The following is an 18,766-nucleotide window of genomic DNA, read 5'->3' on the forward strand; positions in this document are numbered from 1 at the left end:
TGCAATACAGTATTTGTGCTTTTCTGAGTGTGCTTCTATGAACTGTGGGTTCATAAGCAGACGAACCAAGAGAAATATACCACCAAAGGTTGGCCATATTTAAGGTGTTTTGGGGTTGTGATATTTGGCTAAGCCAAGCCTTTTCTGTATTTCGACAGTGAGCCCCCCAAAAGTTGTTCTTTTGGGCGATCTACTTTGGAGGCGATGCTTGTTGATTCTTTCTACATGCTTCACTATTTCGCGTGTCGGTGTGAGATAGCTTCGTGAGCTTCTAGCGCTTCGGCGGTTACCGTATACATTAATACTCTCTATAGACCTGTGGCCCATGATGGCGGCAATCTCTGCTGAATTCATATCGCTGGCTTTGAGGTCAGAACCCATTTGGTGGCGCCATGAATAAAGAGAAGGGCGGACTTTTCTTTGAGGCCAAAGACGTTGGGTTAGTGTATCTAATCTTCGCTGAACATAGCGTGTTGGGTCTGTATAGGGCGCTTTAGTGAAAATATCATGACTTTTTTTCAGACTATTAAAAAGGGATTTTCTTTCAATGAACACAATTCGATCGAGACCTCGATCATCATTCGCTGTCTGCTTAGCTGAAGGAATCAGGATTGTCTGATCATCCAGAAAGACAAGGCTCTTTAATTCAGCAGGACGGCAGCCGAGATAACTGACAAGCGTAACGGCTGCAAACGTCACTCCCTCTTTATTATCAAGCAGGTAATCCAGAAGCTGCTTTTCATCAGCCCGATTTACAGATTTTTGTCGGTTCTGTTTTTTCTTAATTTCAGAGCGCCGACCTGCATCGGATGTGATTGGGTTTTTAGTTGCAGCAATATGGTCTGATGCTTTGTAAAATCCGTCCTCCTTTGCCACAAAAGCTAATGCTATTCTAAGAGAGCGCCAGTAGTCAGGCCGATACTCTGAAGCGCAATGCTTCAGTGCATCTGAGACTCTCTTTCCGGTAGGAATACCGTTAATGCGGGTCTTATAAAAGTGCGCTGCGATGCTGCGGCATCGATTTTGAGTATCTTCGTTCATCTATATCATCCTTGATAACTGATTGATTTTGCTCATCCATGAGCAGTTGTAAGGAGTATAGACTAGGTGTGTGTTATCTATGGAATATTTTTAATGAGCTCGTCTGGTGTGCATTTCAAAGCTTTTGATATCTTATATAAATTCAAAATAGTAAGGTTTTGTATCCCTCGTTCAACCCTACCGTAGTAGGCTCTTTCAAAGCCTGCGATCAATGCGAATGCTTCTTGTGTGAATCCCTGCTCTTTTCTTTTCTGGCGAATTCTATCGCCAATGCTTTTAAGAATTAAGTCATCTTTCATGTATAGCCTCCTTGCCATACGATGATCTTATGGTATCTTTAAGTACACGTCTTATAAGTACCATTTTGTGAGGTTATGATGAATAGAAATAAAACTTCAGTTATTGATTTGCTTGACGAAGTTCTAATAAGGACTGTATTTGAAAATGAAGAAAGCGAGGAGGTAGCGTTATCTAAACTCCTTGGGATACAGATAGTCCCCAAGCCTTTTTTAGGCATGGAGCTTCTTGATAGGCTCCGAGATCGAGAGCTAATTGAGATGCCACCATATGATGCTGACTTTTTTGAGCGGGGCGATGTAGATGGCGTTGTGCGGCTAACACATGATAATTTAGGCCTGAACTCGCTAATCTTGGCTGAGCGTAAAGAGGTTTGGAAATCATTGAAATGGAAGGGCTATGAGTGTTGTGTTGTAACCCATGGTACATACACTGAGCTGGTGATTTCAGAGCTATGGAACTCAGCCCGATATCACGCAGGGATCTGCGGTATACACCTTGAAGAAATATACCCGTCTTATTCTGTTTTGGACGATATTAGTAATGATCTGACTATCGGGAAAATAGTTCTTGGAATTAAAAATGCTTTGGGAATATTGAAATATTCTGGATACGAATACATTTCATTTGATGTTCTTATTAATCTAGCAATAAAAAGCATCCAGGCCATGAAAGAGGAGGGGCGTGTCCGTCTAGGTGTTGTCGAAAAATGTACGCCAAACAGCATGCTGTCGCATCTCTTTTTTGTCGACTTGTTGGGGCTAAGTGACTGGGCTTTAGAAGCGATTCTTCCATGGCCTTTTTCATATTGGGGAAATAAGCAAATCAAGGGGAAAGAGTGGTGAGTGTGAGGGTTTCATTACGGATGTTTTGGAATGCTGGACTTTACATATAGTCACTAATTTCATTGACGGTCAAGAACTGAGACCTAGTTACCCATGGGTGATACCTATGTTCATGACAGGGATGATTATTGAAGAGAATCCAACACGCTTATGTCCTGGCTCTGCCATGCAGACTAGCTGCCTGATGGGCTTTGATCTCCAGAATAGTATGCTATAACTCTAAATAGCGTATGTCCGTTGAAGGGCTTGGCTTCTTTGCTTTGAGCCAGCCGAAAACTGTGATTTTTAGGCAGGTAAAGCAATAATACGGGTAGCTGAATTAAAGAATGAAAAAGTCATTTTTCGGCACCAAATCTATGGACGAATCATGATGAATTAGTGCTGTGCTTTGCCCATTATATTAACTCGTTTACTCATGCCTAAATGAAAATTAAGGAGTAGTACGATGCCAGTCACATTACATTTTTTCAAAAGGCTTAATGATCGTGGGCCGGTGTATGTCATTGATCGTATTGTCAGCTTTCAAGGTGATGTTATTCGTATCGTATCACCTCCTGATGAAGGGTTGTCTGAAGCTAAGCGTGTCTTGGAAGCACGAGGGTTTTCCGTTGAGGCAATGGCTAACCAGTGTGCTGCGGCAGAAGCGTGGGAAGATGCGATGTATGACCGCTAGGGAAGGAGTGCTGAGTCTAGGTATGGCTAAATATTTACAGAGTAGAATATGTCTGCTTAAGAAAGCATGACAGTTAGACAGAATGACTTAAAGGGGCGATTTACTACGATAAATTTTTTGCACTCAATCAACATCTTTTCAAGATGCGCCTGTCATTCCAATAACTGCTCCAAGCGTCAAGCTCTACTCAAAATTACTGCGTAATTTTTCCGTTCCAGCTTGACTCTTTCCACAGTCATTTCCATTAAGGGCAGGGGTTCTCACCCCTCTCCGCTCCTTCGTCGCTACGGGGGATTCCATCGTCAGTACCTGCCGAACACCCCCATACTTGCAATGGCAAGTATGGGTAAAAGGTTGGGTGCAAGTATGTCTATAAAAAGTTGGTTGATTTGCAGTTGAAGCTTTAAATTAGAGGTATCAAAGAGCGCTACGAAGGTAAATTACATCAAAAATTGACTATTCAATTCATTATATGTAAATTAGTTTACAAATAATAAATATTGAAGTGTCTGTGATGTTTAATGAAATACTGAAATCGAGTGCTATATACAAGGCGCAAGACCCACAAACTATTTCCGATTACGTCAATAAGCATATAGGACCTCATAGGATATCTGTTAAGGGTGAATGCGATCAAAAAGCATCAATTTGGCATCGTGATTTTTCCGATGTAGCGCTTTCACGGTTAACTTATGGTGGTAACGTCAGAGTTCAGTCCGCTGACCTTGAAGATATCTACCATCTACAGATAGTGACCCGTGGAGTATGCGACTGGAGCCTGGGAGATAAAGCTCTAAGAGCTAGTGCTGGTGAAGTTTTGTTACTTAATCCGCATGATAAGGTAGACCTGAATTACTCTGCAGATTGTGAGAAAGTTATAGTTAAAATCCCCAAAAGCGTAATGATATCTGCGCTTTCAGATAAGGTTGCCTATCTTCCGAAGGAGGGTGTAAAGTTCGATCATGCAGTTCGCAAAACATCTGACTACCGATCTCTGATCCATCTACTGGAGCTGATTTTTATGGAAGCGGAAGCTTTTCAATCAGACTTTTCCAAGCTCGCTCCTTATAGCAGTCTGCTAGCAGTTAAACTGCTAGACTGTTTTTCAAATAATATCCAGCTTCCGTGTGAGCAGCAGGCTCCTCAGTGCTTTTCTGCAATCGATAGTTACATAAAGGACCATATTAAAGATGATTTATCGGTTGATGATTTAGCGATTCTGAGTAGGGTGAGCCAGCGTACACTCTATAATATATTCGCCCGACATAAGTCAGTTACGCCGATGCACTATATAAAACAGCAGAAGCTGATGCATGTTCATAAAATGTTGCAGGATAGCGAGGGTGGTTGTCGAAATGTGACAGAGGTTGCGTTAGATTTTGGTTTTATGCACCTGGGACGTTTCTCAAGTGAATACCGTAAAATGTTTGGTGAGCTACCTTCTGCAACGCTTAAAAAAAGAAGCCATTAACTTAGGAAATCTGCTATTAATGACTTGACTTTACCTATTAGGCGCCTTGGGCGCCTAAATTTTATCTGTTTAAGAGTAGCCTCTTAACTTTTGTGTTGCAGACTGGCAGGCGTTAAGTATTGCCTGTTCATAAACGCTGCCCTTTTTGACCGGAGTATCGCTGGTTTGACCGAGTAAGTTTATGATTGAGCTTATATTATTATCAGCATCAAAAATCGGAGCGCTGACGACATTAATATCGGGAAGGTAGTCCTGTTGAAAGCGACATATTTTCTCCTTTTTGATCTCTTCAAGCAAAGATATAAAACGCTCTTTATTTAATGGCTGACCGTTGAGTCGTGGAAGAGCAGGTGGGGATGAGAAGAATGCATCGAGGATGTCTTTTCGTCTCTGTTCAGGTAAAAAGGCTAGAAAAATACGCCCTGATGCTGAGGTAAAGGGGGAAAGTTGTGAGCCAAGCCGAATGTTAACGTTGACTGATCTACTGGAATCGAGCCATTTAATAACCAGGGGGTAGTTTCCGTTCCAGATCGCAACGGTTATGGTTCGGTCATATTCCTGGTGTAGCTTTTCTGCCTGTTCGAACGCTATCTGAATCGGATCGATCAGACGCAGCGCTGTAACACCGATTTTTAAGCTGCTGGTTGAAAGTGAATATTTTGAGTCACTTTTCTGGCTGATATAGCCTAATTTAACCAGGCTGACTAGATATTTGTGTAGTCTGCTGGGCGACATCTCTGCAAGTTCAGCCAGCGCCTTTAAGGTAATGGGTTTTCCATATTCAGAGATATGTTCTAGGATTTTCAAACCCAGTTCTAATGAGTTGATACCCTGTTTCTGATCTTTTTGTATTGTAATATTAGTATCGATCATACAGTGCTCATTTTCTTATAGCAGGAGGCCGCTATTTTGTGGTGGACCTCCTGTTATCCTATTAGACTGCCAGACTTTGTTCAATGAACTCTTTGTTTTCATTGAGTGTTTCAGAGTCGCCGTTAAACACAACTTTTCCTTTTACGATAAGAATATGCATTTCGCAGAGTTCATTAAGGACTTTAATGTTTTTATCAACGATGATGGTTGAGACACCGGAGTCTTTAATCTTTCGGATTACCTGCCAGATTTCTTTACGAATTAAAGGTGCTAGCCCTTCCGTTGCTTCATCAAGAATAAGTAAATCCGGATTGGTTAATAGAGCACGACCTATCGCCAGCATCTGCTGTTCACCTCCAGATAGTTGGGTTCCCTTATTCGTAAGGCGCTCTATCAGTCGGGGAAATACCTCCAGTACCTGGTCATAGGTCCAGTTAGCTTCGCCTCTGGAGTTCTTGCGTGCAGCCATTAGAAGGTGTTCTTTCACTGTTAGATTATGGAACATCCCGCGACCTTCTGGAACATACGCGATATCCTGCCGCATCCGTTTCCAGGTAGGTAAGCGGGTTATATCTTCCCCTTTGTAAATGACCGAGCCACTGCGTGGCGGCGCGATTCCCAAGATCGATTTAAGGGTGGTAGACTTCCCCATCCCATTTCGACCCATGATGCTAACCGTTTCGCCCGCTTTTATATCAAATGATACACCGTGGAGGATATGGCTTGCGCCATACAGTGTTTGCAGACCGTGAACCTCAAGAATATTGCTCATGGTTAAAATACCTCGTCATCGTTTCCGAGATAAGCATCCTGAACAAGGGGATTGTTACGGATATTTTCAACGGTATCGGTTATTAAGTGCTGCCCATCAACCATCACAGTCATCAAGTCAGATAGCTCGAAAACAGCATCCATATCGTGCTCAACAAGGACAATGCAGTAGTGCTTTTTCAGCTCTTTTAACAGGCTAATAATAATTTGTGATTCTTCGTGACCCATGCCAGCCATAGGTTCATCAAGTAGTAATACCTTAGGATCAGTGGCTAACACCATGGCAATTTCAAGCTGGCGCTGTTCGCCATAACTGACTTCTGCAGCTTTGGTATCTGCCCGTCCGTTTAAGCCTACTTGTTTAAGTGCAGAGTTTGCGATCTCTGTGATACTTTTGTTGGTAGAACGATTTCTGAATAGGTTAAAACTACCTCCTATTCGTTGTTGTGCAGCGATGCAGCAGTTTTCCAGGCAAGTCGCATCATGGAAAATATTGGTTTTTTGAAAACTTCTACCAATACCAGCGCGACAAAACTCGTAAGCCTTAAGATTGGTAATCGACTTACCTTGATACAGAATAACACCGCTGGTCGCTGGGTAGGCCCCACACAGAGTGTTGAGCAGGGTGCTTTTACCCGCGCCATTAGGACCAACAATACTGTGTAATTGCTTATCAGCGAATTTGATATTCAGCTCGTTTAACGCTTTGAGACCGCCCCAGAATTTACAGAGGTTCTCGGCTTCAAGAATTGTATTACTCATTGCCTTTACCTCCGCTCAGGTCGTTTAGGAATCCGGCAAAACCTTTTTTCAAGGTTAAAACCAGGATAATAATCAGTGAGCCCATAAAGAACATCCAATACTCCGTCAGGTGTTCGATGTAGTAGTGCAAACCTTCATAAACGAAACTACCAATAATGGCGCCATAAATAGACCCCAAGCCACCCATAAGAGCCATCACCAGAGCGGTAGCCGATATGTCCCAGGACATCATGCCAGGGTTAACAAAGCCGAACTGCAGGGCAAACAGATAGCCTGCATAGGCTGCTAGAGATGAGGCCAGAACATAGGCGATTAAGCGAAAATGGAATATGTTGTAACCCAGTGCAGTCGCCCGATCTGGGTTTTCTTTAAGTGCATCAACAACCCGCCCAAATGATGAGTTCATGATGACTTTAAAGAACGCGAAGCAATTAAAGAGTGACAGCAGACAGAGGTAGTAAAAATGTGTTTCATTTTCCAGATCCAGAAAGCTCAGTCCGAAAATACTGGTTTCCGGTTTGACGTAAATAAACAAACCATCCTGGCCTCCGTACTCAACTGAATCGGCAAAGAAATAAAAGGTCATTTGCGCCAGAGCCAAGGTGATCATAATCATATAGATGCCACTGGTTCGCAGGACAATCAGACCGACGATAAGCGCAATAAAGCCACTGATTAGCATGACGTAGAAAGTATAAATCCAGAAGTTAACCGCTTCATATTCAGGGGCGAGAATGGTGAATATATAACCTCCTAGTCCATAAAACATAGCATGGCCTAAGGTGATCAGTCCCGTACGTCCGACCAGGTAATCAAGCGACATTACGAAAATCGCCAAGATAATAATGGTTGATAATTTGTTTATATAAAAGGTGTTCCCCTCCAAGAATAGAGGTATAAACAATCCGATTACGAAAAACAGATATATAAAAATCTTTTCAGATTTATTTGAGAAAATTGACATAGTTAAATCCTCAGTTTTTGAACAAGCCCTGAGGCTTGACTAGAAGGATCAGTGCCATAAGCAGGTAGATCGACATACTGGAAATCTGAGGCAGAAGAACCGAAGAATAGGTATCTACGATCCCCACAATTAACGCTGCGACAAAAGCTCCCTTTATCGAACCAAGACCACCGATAACAACCACAACAAAGCATGAGATCAGTACGTGTTCACCCATGCCTGGAACCAGGCTGACGATGGGAGCGGAGACAATCCCAGCCAGTGAAGCGAGAAATACGCCTATCGCAAAAACGATGGTGAATAGTTTGCTGATATCAACACCGAGATTTTCTACCATTGCACGATCAGATTCGCCAGCACGTATCATCATGCCTAGTTTGGTCTTGTTGATGGTCAAATACATGGATACAGCAACAACAATACAGAGGGCCGATATAAACAAACGATAAATAGGATATTCAATAATATCTGTGAGTTTTATTGAGCCGGAGAGAAGGGCTGGTACTTCGACACCGAGCGGATCATTACCCCACACGAAGCTTTGAATCGAGTTGAATATAAAGATTAGTCCCACTGTCAGAAGTACTTGGTCTAGATGATCTCGTTTGTATAGGTGAATAATCAAAAATCGCTCTATGACGATACCGATCAGTAGGGCAATTGAGCCACTAATAATGAACGCCAGAAAAAAACTACCGGTGAGCGTTGTGAAGTAATAAGCCAGGTATGCTCCAATCATGTACATGGAGCCATGAGCCAGATTAAGAATACCCATTACACCAAACACCAGTGTGAGTCCTGACGCTATCAGAAATAACAGCAGCCCGTACTGTACTCCGTTGAGGAGCTGTACGAGGAAAAGAGAAGTGTCCATAGTATTACCTTAAAAGTAATCCTGAGAAGGACCTCCGCAGAGGTCCTGATAAAAAAATTACAGCTTGCAGCCGCGAGCAGGGTCTTCCAGATTTTCGAGCGCTGTTTTAATTACAGTGTTTTGACCGTTCACAACTTTACGAAGATAGATTGTTTGAATCGGGTTGTGAGCTTTTGAAAAGTGAAATGCACCACGTGGGCTATCAATTTCAAGTTGCTCCATCTGCTTGATCAGAGCTGCTTTGTCAGAGGTGTTTCCCTCAGTTGCAGTTACGGCTGCAGCGATTAGTTGGCCAGCGTCATAACCCTGTACCGCAAACAGATCAGCTGGTTTACCGTAGAGAGCTTCGTATTGCTGGCGGAAGCTTGTGTTTTTTTCGATATCAAGAGTATCAGCGTAGTGCAGAGTGGTTATGACCCCTTCGGATGCCGGGCCTTGCGCTTTGGTGGTCCCCTCTGTCAGGAAACCGGACCCCAATAGAGGGATCTTGCCTTTCAGACCCATCGCATCGTAATCTTTAACGAATTTGACGGCACCACCTCCCGCAAAAAAGACGAATACCGCATCGGGTTTAATGGAAGCAATTTCGGTCAGATATGACTGGAACTCTGTTTTGGGAAAAGGAACCAGCATCTTCTTAACCACTTCTCCGCCGGCAGCGGTAAAGGATTCGTTAAACGCAGCCAGTGACTCTTTACCAAAGCCGTAGTTCCAACTCATGGTTACAATCTTTTTATACCCCATATCATAGGCTTCTTTACCCATAGGGAAGGCGGTTTGCCACGAGGAGAAAGATGTACGGAATACATTTGGCTGACAGAATGCTCCAGTCGCAGCGTTAGCGCCTGCGTTTGGAATGATCATGATCGAGTCTTTACCTTTGATGCTTTTGATCATACCCATTGCAACACCCGAATGTACCGGGCCAACCACAAAGTCGGCATGCTGATTATCGACCAGTGATGATGTAATTTCAGGGGCTCTTGCTGGTTTAGCTTCGGTATCCATCTCAATAAATTCAACTGGCCGGCCAGCGATGGTATTGCCCTGTTCTTTGAGTGCTTGCTTTAGACCGTTGCGGGTTGATTCACCCAGTCCGGCATAAACGCCACTGAATGGGAGCATGACACCGACTTTAATTGGATCACTATTATCGGCGGCATAGGCACTGCTGCTCATTGAGATAAGGCATGCAGCAACGGTGGCAGGTAGAACTGATTGAAAGGCTTTCTTTTTATTGTTCATCACTAATTTCTCGTTATTAGAAGATTAAGACAGATTTAGCCTATGTCCGAACAGGCAATCCTAATAGCCGTTGATTGCAAGCTTTGTCCATCTAGCGCAGTCCGTTCAGTCCACTGCAGTAAACGGATAGAAAGATTCGTTAAGCGGATTTTTTTTATAGTGACAGACAGAGATAGTGAATCTGCTGTGACGCTCATGGTCTATTTTCTGATCTGTATGATCAGGTTTTTTTAGTCTGGCATCACAGCTTATTAAGGGTGAGAGCGGATGTTGAGTGTCGACTATTTGGGATAGGGTGATATGAATAAAAAACTTAAAGCGGTGATTATTGGCCCGGGTAATATCGGTACCGATCTGCTGATGAAAATGAAACGTTCAGAGTGGATTGAACCAGTCTGGATGGTGGGTATCGACTCTGCATCCGATGGCCTTACGCGGGCCCGTGAGATGGGTATTAAAACCACCGCTGAAGGCGTTGATGGTTTGCTACCCCACATCATTGAAGATGATATCCGTATCGCTTTTGATGCGACCTCGGCTTATGTTCATGCGGAGAACAGCCGCAAGCTGAATGAACTGGGCGTCATTATGATCGACCTGACGCCAGCGGCGATCGGTCCTTTCTGTGTACCGCCGGTTAATCTGGTGCAGCATGCGAAAGAGCTGGAGATGAACGTCAACATGGTGACTTGCGGTGGTCAGGCGACTATCCCGATGGTTGCTGCTGTCTCCAGTGTTCAACCGGTAGAGTATGGTGAGATTATCGCTACCGTTTCTTCTAAATCTGCGGGCCCAGGTACTCGTAAGAATATCGATGAGTTTACCCGCACCACTGCCAGCGCAGTCGAAAAAGTAGGCGGCGCTGAGAAAGGTAAAGCGATCATCATTATTAACCCTGCTGAGCCACCACTGTTGATGCGTGACACGGTTCACTGCCTGACTAAAGGTCAGCCGGATCAGGCAGCCATTACTGCCTCTGTTCTTGCGATGGTAAAAGAGGTGCAAAAATATGTGCCCGGTTACCGTCTGGTAAACGGCCCTGTGTTTGATGGCAACCGGGTTTCCATGTTTATGGAAGTGGAAGGTCTGGGTGATTACCTGCCTAAGTACTCTGGCAACCTAGACATCATGACAGCGGCTGGTCTGCGTACCGCTGAGATGTTTGCTGAAGAAGCTAACAACGGCAACATCACTCTGCCAGCGCGCGGATCAGTGGAGGAAATATAGATGAATATTAAAGGTAAAAAAGTAGTACTCCACGACATGAGCCTGCGTGATGGTATGCATGCGAAGCGTCACCAGATCTCTCTGGATCAGATGGTTGCTGTGGCAACAGGCCTTGATGAAGCGGGAATGCCACTGATCGAAGTCACCCACGGTGATGGCTTAGGTGGCACCTCGGTTAACTACGGTTTTCCTGCGCATAGCGATGAAGAATATCTCAGTGCTGTGATTCCGAAGATGAAAAATGCCAAGGTCTCTGCACTATTGCTGCCGGGGATCGGAACGGTTGATCATCTGCGTATGGCGAAAGATCTGGGTGTGAACACTATTCGTGTTGCTGCTCACTGTACCGAAGCGGATGTCACTGAACAGCATATCGGTTTGGCTGCAAAGCTAGAGATGGATACCGTTGGCTTCCTGATGATGTCGCATATGGCCACCCCGGAAAAGATTGTCGAGCAAGCTAGGCTGATGGAATCTTACGGAGCGAACTGCATCTACTGCACAGATTCCGCCGGTTACATGCTACCGGATGAAGTGACTGAAAAGATCGGTCTGTTGCGGGCAGAGCTGAACCCCAACACGGAGATCGGTTTCCATGGTCACCACAATATGGGAATGGCGGTTGCCAACTCTCTGGCCGCGATTGATGCCGGTGCAATCCGTATTGATGGTTCGGTTGCGGGCTTAGGTGCCGGTGCGGGTAATACGCCTCTTGAAGTGCTGGTTGCCACACTGGTACGACTGGAAGCGGACCACGGTATTGATCTGTACAAGATTATGGATGTTGCTGAAGATCTTGTGGTACCGATGATGGATCAGCCGATCCGTGTCGACCGTGATGCGCTGACACTGGGCTACGCCGGTGTGTACTCGTCATTCCTTCTGTTTGCGAAACGGGCGGAAGCGAAGTATGGCATTCAGGCACGTGACATTTTAGTAGAACTGGGCCACCGCGGAACCGTGGGTGGGCAAGAAGATATGATAGAAGATCTGGCGCTGACAATGGCCAAAGAAAAGGGGCTAATCTAATGGCTGAATTACAAGGTAATAAGTTAACACAGTCACAGATCGAAGAGCTGGCAATTCATCTGGAAACGGCTGAACTTGAAGCGTATGAAGTGACTAAAATTACCAATGATTTTCCGGAGATGACTTATAAAGACGCCTTCGATATCCAGTGGGAAATTCGTCGTCGTAAAGAAGAGCGTGGTCATAAAATCGTTGGCATGAAGATGGGGCTGACCTCCTGGGCAAAAATGGCACAGATGGGTGTAGAGCATCCTTGCTACGGTTTTCTGGCAGACTATTTTTCAGTGCCGGATGGCGGTGAGATTAAGCATGATGAGCTGATCCATCCGAAGATTGAAGCGGAGCTGGCATTCGTCACTAAAGCACCGCTAAAAGGTCCTGGAATCCATATTGGAGATGTTCTGCGAGCTACCGATTTTGTAATGCCAGCGGTCGAGGTAATCGATTCTCGCTATAAAGATTTCAAATTTGATCTGAAATCCGTGATTGCTGATAACTCCTCTTCTACCCGCTTTATCGCCGGCGGCACTATGGCTAAACCGGAAGACCTGGATCTTAAGACTCTGGGGGTGGTGATGGAGATCAACGGTGAAGTGGTACAGACCGGTGCTGGTGCTGCCGTTCTGGGTCATCCTGCGGCATCGGTTGCGATGCTGGCTAATATGCTGGGTGAGCGTGGTGAAGAACTGCCAGCAGGCTCCTTTATTATGATCGGCGCGATCACTGCTGCGGTACAGGTTAATAAGGGTGATTCCTTCTGTGTTCGCTATCAGGATTTGGGCACCATCAGCGGCCGCTTTGTATAAATGATACGAATGAGGAAAAAGCGATGCCAATTATTCAAGTTAACTTGATGGAAGGTCGTACGGATGAACAGAAAGAACTGCTGATTCATGAGATCACAGAAGCCGTGCATCGCGCTATTAGCGCGCCCCGGGAATCAGTGCGGGTACTGCTGAATGATATGCCATCACAGAACTGGGGGATCGGCGGGCAGTCAGCAAAGTCTCGCGGACGTTAAGGCTATGACTCAGGATTAAGTTGATGTTCACCATTACTGTAGAGAGCAGCCCGACGCGGCAGAGCTTTCAGATCTCCACCGGTGATAGCGTGCTGGTAGGCTCTGAAAAATGTCTGAGTAATCTGATACCCGTTGGCTGCCGTGGTGGTGGTTGCGGTGTATGTAAAGTAAGAGTTGTCGAAGGTGACTATAGCAGTAAGTGTATGAGTAAAGCGCATATCTGCGATGCTCAGGCAGCAGATGGTTATGTGCTGGCTTGCCGGGTTTATCCGCTCAGTGATATGTGTATCGAGCTTGTTAAGCGGTAGGTAAAGTCTAATTAAAAATAACAATAGAGGATTACCAAAATGAAAAAAGGTGTAATGCGTCCCGGTCATGTACAGATTCGGGTGTTGGATCTGGAGGAAGCTCTAGAGCACTATCGCGATTTGCTAGGTCTGATTGAGATGGACCGTGATACGCAGGGGCGGGTATATCTGAAAGGCTGGACTGAAGTTGATAAGTTTTCAGTTGTACTGCGCAAAGCCGACGAGCCGGGCATGGACTTTATGGGCTTTAAAGTGCTGAATAATGAGGTTTTGTCTCAACTAGAAAGTGATTTGACAGCTTATGGTTGTGATGTTGAACAGATCTCATCTGGAGAACTTAAGGGATGTGGGCGACGTATTCGTTTTGTCGCGCCTACCGGCCACAGCTTTGAGCTTTATGCTGAAAAGGAACAGACCGGTAAATGGGGGCTTTCTAATGTTAACCCTGAAGCTTGGCCGCGGGGGTTGAAGGGGATGAAAGCCACCCGTTTTGATCACTGTTTGCTGTATGGCCCCAATGTGGAAGCAACCTATCAGCTGTTCCGGGATGTACTTGGCTTTGATCTGGCAGAACAGGTTGTTGATCCGGAAGGCAACCGCATAGCAGCGTTTCTCACCGCCAGTATGAAAGCCCATGATGTCGCTTTCATCGACTGTCCGGAACCGGGTAAATTCCACCATGCCTCATTTTTCCTTGATAGCTGGGAGCAGGTATTGCGGGCGGGGGATCTTATCTCGATGACGGACACCTCTATCGATATCGGACCGACTCGTCATGGTCTGACCCATGGACAGACGATCTACTTCTTCGATCCATCCGGTAACCGCAATGAAGTGTTCTGTGGTGGTGATTATCACTATCCGGACCACCCACCGGTGACCTGGAAAGCAGAAGACCTGGGCAAAGCGATTTTCTACCATGATCGGGTGCTTAACGAGCGTTTTCTGAGTGTTCTGACCTGATTAGGAATGCTGCCTGATGTACGCATCGGGCGGTACTCTCATGTGGTAATTGTTATCTCCCTTGAGGCTTTAGAATGAAAGAATTTAAGAATTTTATTAACGGCAAATTTGTTGCAACCGAGAGTGGTAACCGGTTTGAGAACCGAAATCCGGTAGATAATAGTCTGCTGGGTATGGTGCATGAAGCCGGTGAGCCTGAAGTGGCGGCAGCGGTTGCCGCAGCTAAAGCCGCAATGAAAGGTCCCTGGGGCAAGATGACTCAGGTGCAGCGTATTGTGCTGCTGGATAAAGTAGCCAATCGTATAAATGAGCGATTTGATGAGTTTTTGGATGCAGAGTGTAAAGATACCGGTAAGCCACACAAAATAGCCTCTCATATCGATATTCCCCGTGGAGCTGCAAACTTTAAAGCGTTTTCAGAAACGTTAGCGAATCACCCGACCGAAGCATTTAAACTGGATACCCCCGATGGTCGTGGGGCATTTAATTATGGTCATCGTACACCGAAAGGGGTAATCGCTGTGATCAGCCCCTGGAACCTGCCATTGTTGCTAATGACCTGGAAAGTCGGTCCTGCACTGGCCTGTGGTAATACCGTAGTAGTTAAACCTTCTGAAGAGACACCTGCCACTGCGACTCTGCTGGGTGAAGTGATGAATGAATGTGGTGTGCCAGAAGGTGTGTATAACGTGGTTCACGGCTTTGGTGCAGATTCTGCCGGGGCTTTCCTGACCGCTCATCCGGATGTAAACGCCATTACTTTTACCGGTGAGACTAGTACGGGCGAAGTGATTATGCGGGCAGCCTCTGTTGGTCTGCGAAATATCTCCCTGGAATGTGGTGGTAAAAACCCGAGTATCGTTTTTGCTGATTGTGATATAGAGAAAGCGATCGAAGGTACTATGCGTTCCGCGTTTGTGAACTGTGGTCAGGTCTGTTTGGGAACCGAACGTGTTTATGTTGAACGACCAATATTTGAAGCTTTTGTTGAGCGCCTGAAAACGGAAGTTGAAAAGCTGAAGTTAGGAGAGCCTGAAGACCCCAGTGTGGATTTTGGTCCACTGGTGAGTCAGGAGCATAAAGAGAAAGTCCTCTCATACTACCGTCTGGCAGTAGAGGAGGGTGCCAGAGTAGTGACCGGTGGCGGAGTCCCGGAGATGGGTGCAGCGTTGAATGCGGGTGCCTGGGTTGAACCTACTATCTGGACCGGTTTGTCAGATGATGCTCGGGTAGTGAAGGAAGAGATCTTTGGCCCCTGTTGTCACATCCGTCCGTTTGATAGCGAGGACGAAGTAATTGAGCTGGCTAACGATACTAAGTACGGTCTGGCTGCGGCTATCTGGACTGAGAACTCTGCCCGGGCTTCCCGTGTTGCCGAAGCGATGGAGGTAGGTATCGCCTGGGTAAATAGCTGGTTCCTGCGCGATCTGCGAACCGCTTTTGGTGGTGCTAAAGAGTCGGGTATAGGCCGAGAAGGTGGAGTGCACGGACTGGAGTTTTATACGGAACTTAAAAATGTCTGCATTAAGTTATAAGGCCTGACTGAATAGAGAAAAGTGATGAAAAAAGAACAGATAAAACTATTGGGTGATGAACTCTACCAGGCGCTGTGTCAGCGGCAACAGGTACCGCCGCTGACGTCACGCTTTGACGACATTAGTATTGAAGATTCCTATCATATATCACTGCAGCTGTTGCAACGTCGAATTGATGCCGGTGAGCGAATCATCGGTAAAAAGATCGGCCTGACGTCTAAAGCGGTGCAGAATATGCTTAAAGTTAATCAGCCAGACTTTGGTTATCTGACCGACGGTATGGTGTTCAGTCAGGGTCAGGAGGTACCGATCTCCGAGAGATTGATACAGCCGAAAGCAGAAGGTGAGATCGCTTTTATTCTGAAAAAAGACCTGTTGGGCCCTGGGATCACTGCTGCAGATGTATTGGCTGCTACCGATTGTGTGATGCCTTGTTTTGAAGTGGTGGATTCCAGAATTGATAACTGGCAGATTAAAATCGAAGACACAGTGGCAGACAATGCCTCCTGCGGCCTATTTGTTCTGGGAGACCAAGCGGTAGATCCACGTAAGGTAGATCTGAGCACCTGCGGCATGGTGGTTGAAAAAAACGGTGAGATCATCTCCACCGGCGCAGGTGCTGCAGCCTTAGGTAGTCCGGTTAACTGTGTTGTCTGGTTGGCGAATAAGCTGGGTGAATTTGGTATCCCTCTTAAAGCGGGAGAAGTGATTCTGTCTGGCTCGTTAGTGCCGCTGGAACCAGTTCAGGCTGGAGATTTTATGAGAGTGTCTATTGGTGGCATCGGTTCAGCATCAGTACTCTTTACTTAGGATATATTACGTGATGTTCTGAGTACCATTTTCACTACATCTTTGCTCGATGTGTTGGCCTCCAATTGGAGGCCTTTTTTGTTTATAGGGGTTTAATAGCCAGTTTCTGAATCAACATGCATAAAAAGGATATAGGTCGGCATAAACCGGATATTGGGTAAGCTCTATGTTGGTTATCTTTTAATAAAACAATAGAGGTGTGCCCCATGAACCAGGAACTATTTAATAAAGTTGATTCGATGATGGAAGAGGATCACGAAAAGGGTATCTATCGTTGCAGACGGGATATGTTTACTGATCCAGAGCTATTCGAACATGAAATGAAACATATCTTTGAGGGTAATTGGATCTATCTTGCCCATGAGAGCCAGATTCCGAATAAGAATGATTTCTTCACCTATACCATGGGGCGTCAGCCGATCTTCATTACCCGCAACAAAGACAACGAGCTTCAAGCATTTATCAATGCCTGTAGTCACCGTGGTGCAATGTTGTGTCGAACTAAAAAAGGCAACCGCGCTGCCCATACCTGCCCATTCCATGGTTGGGTTTTCAACAATGATGGAAAGCTGCTGAAAGTTAAAGATCCTGATGATGCTGGTTATCCGGATTCATTCAACTGCGAAGGCTCGCATAATCTGAAACAGGTGCCGCGTTTTGCTAATTATAAGGGCTTTCTATTTGGCAGCCTGAGTGATGATGTATTGCCGTTGGAAGAGCATCTTGGGGAAGCGGCCAATATTATCGACATGATTGTTGATCAGTCACCGGAAGGTCTGGAAGTGCTGCGCGGAAGTTCTACTTACGTATATGACGGCAACTGGAAACTTCAGGCTGAGAACGGAGCTGATGGTTACCACGTGAGTGCAGTTCACTGGAACTATGTTGCAACAACGGGTCGTCGGGATAAAGAAACAGACAAAACCAAAGCGATGGATGCTAGCACTTGGGCGAAGCAGAAAGGTGGTTTTTACGCCTTTGATCATGGTCATATCTGTTTATGGATGGAATGGCCAAACCCTAAAGATCGTCCAATCTATCAGCGCCGAGAAGAGCTTGTCGCGAGTAGCGGAGAAGCGAGAGCTGACTGGATGATCGGCAATCTGCGTAATCTATGCCTCTATCCGAATGTGTTTTTGATGGATCAATTCAGTTCTCAGATTCGTCAGTTCCGTCCTATCGATGTTAATACAACTGAAGTTACCATCTACTGCATCGCCCCTAAGGGTGAAGGTGCCGAAGCACGTGCTCAACGTATTCGTCAGTATGAAGATTTCTTCAATGCCAGTGGTATGGCAACCCCGGATGATCTGGAAGAGTTTCGCTCATGCCAGAAAGGCTTTATGGCGTCAAATCTTGAATGGAATGATATGTGTCGTGGTTCAGAGCACTGGATTAAGGGGCCTGATGAAGAGGCGAAAAAACTCGGTATGAATCCAATTATGAGTGGTGCTAAAACCGAAGATGAGGGTTTATATACCGTTCAGCATCGCTACTGGGTTGATGTGATGAAAAAGGCTGCTGAACAGGAGGAGAAATAATCATGGCTATTTCAATTGAGCGCGTAAATCAGTTTTTGTTTGAAGAGACACGGTATCTCGATGATAAGGATTGGGATAGCTGGCTGGAGATGTATGCAGAGGATGCAAGCTACTGGGTGCCAGCCTGGGATGACACAGGTGAGCTGACTGACGATCCACAGACAGAGATTTCACTTATGTATTATGCGTCACGCAGTGGTCTGGAAGATCGAGTATTCAGGATAAATACAGATAAATCCAGTGCTTCCAGCCTGCCTCAACCGCGGACCTCTCACAACTTGAATAACATTGAAATTATCGAAGCCTCTGATGAACAGTGTAAAATTCGATTCAATTGGGTTAATTACGCATATCGTTATGAGCATGTCTACACTTACTTCGGTACCAGCTTTTATACCCTGGATACATCTAGTGATCGTCCGAAGATCAAAGCGAAAAAAGTCGTACTGAAAAATGACTATATCCATCATGTGGTCGATATCTATCATCTTTAATAATAACAATAAGGTCCCCAGA

General features: G+C 45.5%; 21 protein-coding genes. 13 read left to right on the forward strand and 8 right to left on the reverse strand.

Annotation, left to right across the window (positions count from 1 at the left end):
* Positions 1 to 99: 99 nt before the first annotated feature.
* Positions 100 to 1,041, reverse strand: a complete 942-nt coding sequence (locus tag QZZ54_RS07350) for a hypothetical protein (RefSeq protein ID WP_290700928.1) — start codon at positions 1,039 to 1,041, stop codon at positions 100 to 102.
* A gap of 77 nt (positions 1,042 to 1,118) precedes the next feature.
* Positions 1,119 to 1,340, reverse strand: a complete 222-nt coding sequence (locus tag QZZ54_RS07355; RefSeq protein ID WP_290700931.1) for a helix-turn-helix transcriptional regulator — start codon at positions 1,338 to 1,340, stop codon at positions 1,119 to 1,121.
* A gap of 75 nt (positions 1,341 to 1,415) precedes the next feature.
* On the opposite strand from QZZ54_RS07355, the gene QZZ54_RS07360 reads away from it, so the two are divergent.
* From QZZ54_RS07360 to QZZ54_RS07370, 3 genes are all read left to right on the forward strand, one after another.
* Positions 1,416 to 2,183 (forward strand): hypothetical protein, encoded by a 768-nt coding sequence (locus QZZ54_RS07360; protein WP_290700934.1) that lies wholly within the window; start codon positions 1,416 to 1,418, stop codon positions 2,181 to 2,183.
* Between the two features lie 445 nt (positions 2,184 to 2,628).
* Positions 2,629 to 2,856 carry a hypothetical protein gene (locus QZZ54_RS07365; protein ID WP_290700937.1) on the forward strand — a complete coding sequence of 76 codons (228 nt, stop codon included), beginning with the start codon at positions 2,629 to 2,631 and terminating at the stop codon, positions 2,854 to 2,856.
* A gap of 514 nt (positions 2,857 to 3,370) precedes the next feature.
* Positions 3,371 to 4,327, forward strand: coding sequence for an AraC family transcriptional regulator (locus QZZ54_RS07370; protein WP_290700940.1), 957 nt, complete (start codon positions 3,371 to 3,373; stop codon positions 4,325 to 4,327).
* 69 nt (positions 4,328 to 4,396) lie between these two features.
* On the opposite strand, the gene QZZ54_RS07375 is transcribed toward QZZ54_RS07370, so the two are convergent.
* From QZZ54_RS07375 to QZZ54_RS07400, 6 genes are all read right to left on the reverse strand, one after another.
* A complete protein-coding gene (locus QZZ54_RS07375) occupies positions 4,397 to 5,200 on the reverse strand; it encodes an IclR family transcriptional regulator (RefSeq protein WP_290700943.1) in 804 nt (267 codons plus the stop codon).
* Between the two features lie 61 nt (positions 5,201 to 5,261).
* Positions 5,262 to 5,972, reverse strand: a complete 711-nt coding sequence (locus QZZ54_RS07380) for an ABC transporter ATP-binding protein (RefSeq protein WP_290700947.1) — start codon at positions 5,970 to 5,972, stop codon at positions 5,262 to 5,264.
* Between the two features lie 2 nt (positions 5,973 to 5,974).
* A complete protein-coding gene (locus tag QZZ54_RS07385; protein ID WP_290700950.1) occupies positions 5,975 to 6,733 on the reverse strand; it encodes an ABC transporter ATP-binding protein in 759 nt (252 codons plus the stop codon).
* Entirely contained in the window at positions 6,726 to 7,697 is a 972-nt protein-coding gene (locus tag QZZ54_RS07390; protein ID WP_290700952.1) for a branched-chain amino acid ABC transporter permease, read from the reverse strand. Before QZZ54_RS07390 ends, QZZ54_RS07385 begins: the two co-directional genes overlap by 8 nt.
* 10 nt (positions 7,698 to 7,707) lie before the next feature.
* Complete coding sequence (locus QZZ54_RS07395) at positions 7,708 to 8,571, reverse strand: branched-chain amino acid ABC transporter permease (protein WP_290700955.1); 864 nt, start codon at positions 8,569 to 8,571, stop codon at positions 7,708 to 7,710.
* A 57-nt stretch (positions 8,572 to 8,628) separates the two neighbouring features.
* Positions 8,629 to 9,816: an ABC transporter substrate-binding protein gene (locus tag QZZ54_RS07400; RefSeq protein WP_290700958.1), complete on the reverse strand. Its 1,188-nt coding sequence runs from the start codon at positions 9,814 to 9,816 to the stop codon at positions 8,629 to 8,631.
* A 300-nt stretch (positions 9,817 to 10,116) separates the two neighbouring features.
* Here QZZ54_RS07400 and QZZ54_RS07405 point away from each other — a divergent pair, with 300 nt between their 5' ends.
* The 10 genes from QZZ54_RS07405 to benB all read left to right on the forward strand — a co-directional run bounded on the left by QZZ54_RS07405 (position 10,117) and on the right by benB (position 18,744).
* Positions 10,117 to 11,043 (forward strand): acetaldehyde dehydrogenase (acetylating), encoded by a 927-nt coding sequence (locus QZZ54_RS07405; RefSeq protein WP_290700961.1) that lies wholly within the window; start codon positions 10,117 to 10,119, stop codon positions 11,041 to 11,043.
* Positions 11,044 to 12,072: a 4-hydroxy-2-oxovalerate aldolase gene (dmpG, locus tag QZZ54_RS07410; protein ID WP_290700964.1), complete on the forward strand. Its 1,029-nt coding sequence runs from the start codon at positions 11,044 to 11,046 to the stop codon at positions 12,070 to 12,072.
* Positions 12,072 to 12,878, forward strand: coding sequence for a 2-oxo-3-hexenedioate decarboxylase (gene dmpH, locus QZZ54_RS07415; protein ID WP_290700967.1), 807 nt, complete (start codon positions 12,072 to 12,074; stop codon positions 12,876 to 12,878). Before dmpG ends, dmpH begins: the two co-directional genes overlap by 1 nt.
* A 23-nt stretch (positions 12,879 to 12,901) precedes the next feature.
* Positions 12,902 to 13,093, forward strand: a complete 192-nt coding sequence (locus QZZ54_RS07420) for a 2-hydroxymuconate tautomerase (protein ID WP_290700970.1) — start codon at positions 12,902 to 12,904, stop codon at positions 13,091 to 13,093.
* A 23-nt stretch (positions 13,094 to 13,116) separates the two neighbouring features.
* Positions 13,117 to 13,401, forward strand: a complete 285-nt coding sequence (locus QZZ54_RS07425) for a 2Fe-2S iron-sulfur cluster binding domain-containing protein (RefSeq protein WP_290700973.1) — start codon at positions 13,117 to 13,119, stop codon at positions 13,399 to 13,401.
* A 39-nt stretch (positions 13,402 to 13,440) separates the two neighbouring features.
* Positions 13,441 to 14,364 (forward strand): catechol 2,3-dioxygenase, encoded by a 924-nt coding sequence (locus tag QZZ54_RS07430; protein WP_290700976.1) that lies wholly within the window; start codon positions 13,441 to 13,443, stop codon positions 14,362 to 14,364.
* 74 nt (positions 14,365 to 14,438) lie between these two features.
* Entirely contained in the window at positions 14,439 to 15,899 is a 1,461-nt protein-coding gene (locus QZZ54_RS07435; protein ID WP_290700979.1) for a 2-hydroxymuconic semialdehyde dehydrogenase, read from the forward strand.
* 24 nt (positions 15,900 to 15,923) lie between these two features.
* The gene (gene dmpE / locus QZZ54_RS07440; RefSeq protein ID WP_290700982.1) at positions 15,924 to 16,709 is read left to right on the forward strand and encodes a 2-oxopent-4-enoate hydratase; all 786 of its coding nucleotides are present in this window, start codon (positions 15,924 to 15,926) and stop codon (positions 16,707 to 16,709) included.
* Between the two features lie 206 nt (positions 16,710 to 16,915).
* Positions 16,916 to 18,250 carry a benzoate 1,2-dioxygenase large subunit gene (gene benA / locus QZZ54_RS07445; RefSeq protein WP_290700985.1) on the forward strand — a complete coding sequence of 445 codons (1,335 nt, stop codon included), beginning with the start codon at positions 16,916 to 16,918 and terminating at the stop codon, positions 18,248 to 18,250.
* Positions 18,250 to 18,744 (forward strand): benzoate 1,2-dioxygenase small subunit, encoded by a 495-nt coding sequence (benB, locus tag QZZ54_RS07450; RefSeq protein WP_366645271.1) that lies wholly within the window; start codon positions 18,250 to 18,252, stop codon positions 18,742 to 18,744. The genes benA and benB overlap by 1 nt, the downstream gene beginning before the upstream one ends.
* Positions 18,745 to 18,766 lie beyond the last annotated feature (22 nt).

It is taken from the genome of Amphritea sp., assembly GCF_016744155.1.
Taxonomy (GTDB): Bacteria; Pseudomonadota; Gammaproteobacteria; order Pseudomonadales; family Balneatricaceae; genus Amphritea.

What these genes read in the sequence shown, in the direction of transcription:
- QZZ54_RS07380 (WP_290700947.1), bottom strand. Translation starts at nt 5,972, where the DNA reads ATGAGCAATATTCTTGAGGTTCACGGTCTGCAAACACTGTATGGCGCA.
- QZZ54_RS07405 (WP_290700961.1), top strand. Translation starts at nt 10,117, where the DNA reads ATGAATAAAAAACTTAAAGCGGTGATTATTGGCCCGGGTAATATCGGT.
- QZZ54_RS07395 (WP_290700955.1), bottom strand. Translation starts at nt 8,571, where the DNA reads ATGGACACTTCTCTTTTCCTCGTACAGCTCCTCAACGGAGTACAGTAC.
- QZZ54_RS07425 (WP_290700973.1), top strand. Translation starts at nt 13,117, where the DNA reads ATGTTCACCATTACTGTAGAGAGCAGCCCGACGCGGCAGAGCTTTCAG.
- QZZ54_RS07375 (WP_290700943.1), bottom strand. Translation starts at nt 5,200, where the DNA reads ATGATCGATACTAATATTACAATACAAAAAGATCAGAAACAGGGTATC.
- QZZ54_RS07360 (WP_290700934.1), top strand. Translation starts at nt 1,416, where the DNA reads ATGATGAATAGAAATAAAACTTCAGTTATTGATTTGCTTGACGAAGTT.
- dmpE (WP_290700982.1), top strand. Translation starts at nt 15,924, where the DNA reads ATGAAAAAAGAACAGATAAAACTATTGGGTGATGAACTCTACCAGGCG.
- QZZ54_RS07390 (WP_290700952.1), bottom strand. Translation starts at nt 7,697, where the DNA reads ATGTCAATTTTCTCAAATAAATCTGAAAAGATTTTTATATATCTGTTT.
- QZZ54_RS07400 (WP_290700958.1), bottom strand. Translation starts at nt 9,816, where the DNA reads ATGAACAATAAAAAGAAAGCCTTTCAATCAGTTCTACCTGCCACCGTT.
- dmpH (WP_290700967.1), top strand. Translation starts at nt 12,072, where the DNA reads ATGGCTGAATTACAAGGTAATAAGTTAACACAGTCACAGATCGAAGAG.
- QZZ54_RS07430 (WP_290700976.1), top strand. Translation starts at nt 13,441, where the DNA reads ATGAAAAAAGGTGTAATGCGTCCCGGTCATGTACAGATTCGGGTGTTG.
- QZZ54_RS07385 (WP_290700950.1), bottom strand. Translation starts at nt 6,733, where the DNA reads ATGAGTAATACAATTCTTGAAGCCGAGAACCTCTGTAAATTCTGGGGC.
- QZZ54_RS07370 (WP_290700940.1), top strand. Translation starts at nt 3,371, where the DNA reads ATGTTTAATGAAATACTGAAATCGAGTGCTATATACAAGGCGCAAGAC.
- QZZ54_RS07355 (WP_290700931.1), bottom strand. Translation starts at nt 1,340, where the DNA reads ATGAAAGATGACTTAATTCTTAAAAGCATTGGCGATAGAATTCGCCAG.
- benA (WP_290700985.1), top strand. Translation starts at nt 16,916, where the DNA reads ATGAACCAGGAACTATTTAATAAAGTTGATTCGATGATGGAAGAGGAT.
- QZZ54_RS07420 (WP_290700970.1), top strand. Translation starts at nt 12,902, where the DNA reads ATGCCAATTATTCAAGTTAACTTGATGGAAGGTCGTACGGATGAACAG.
- dmpG (WP_290700964.1), top strand. Translation starts at nt 11,044, where the DNA reads ATGAATATTAAAGGTAAAAAAGTAGTACTCCACGACATGAGCCTGCGT.
- QZZ54_RS07350 (WP_290700928.1), bottom strand. Translation starts at nt 1,041, where the DNA reads ATGAACGAAGATACTCAAAATCGATGCCGCAGCATCGCAGCGCACTTT.
- QZZ54_RS07365 (WP_290700937.1), top strand. Translation starts at nt 2,629, where the DNA reads ATGCCAGTCACATTACATTTTTTCAAAAGGCTTAATGATCGTGGGCCG.
- QZZ54_RS07435 (WP_290700979.1), top strand. Translation starts at nt 14,439, where the DNA reads ATGAAAGAATTTAAGAATTTTATTAACGGCAAATTTGTTGCAACCGAG.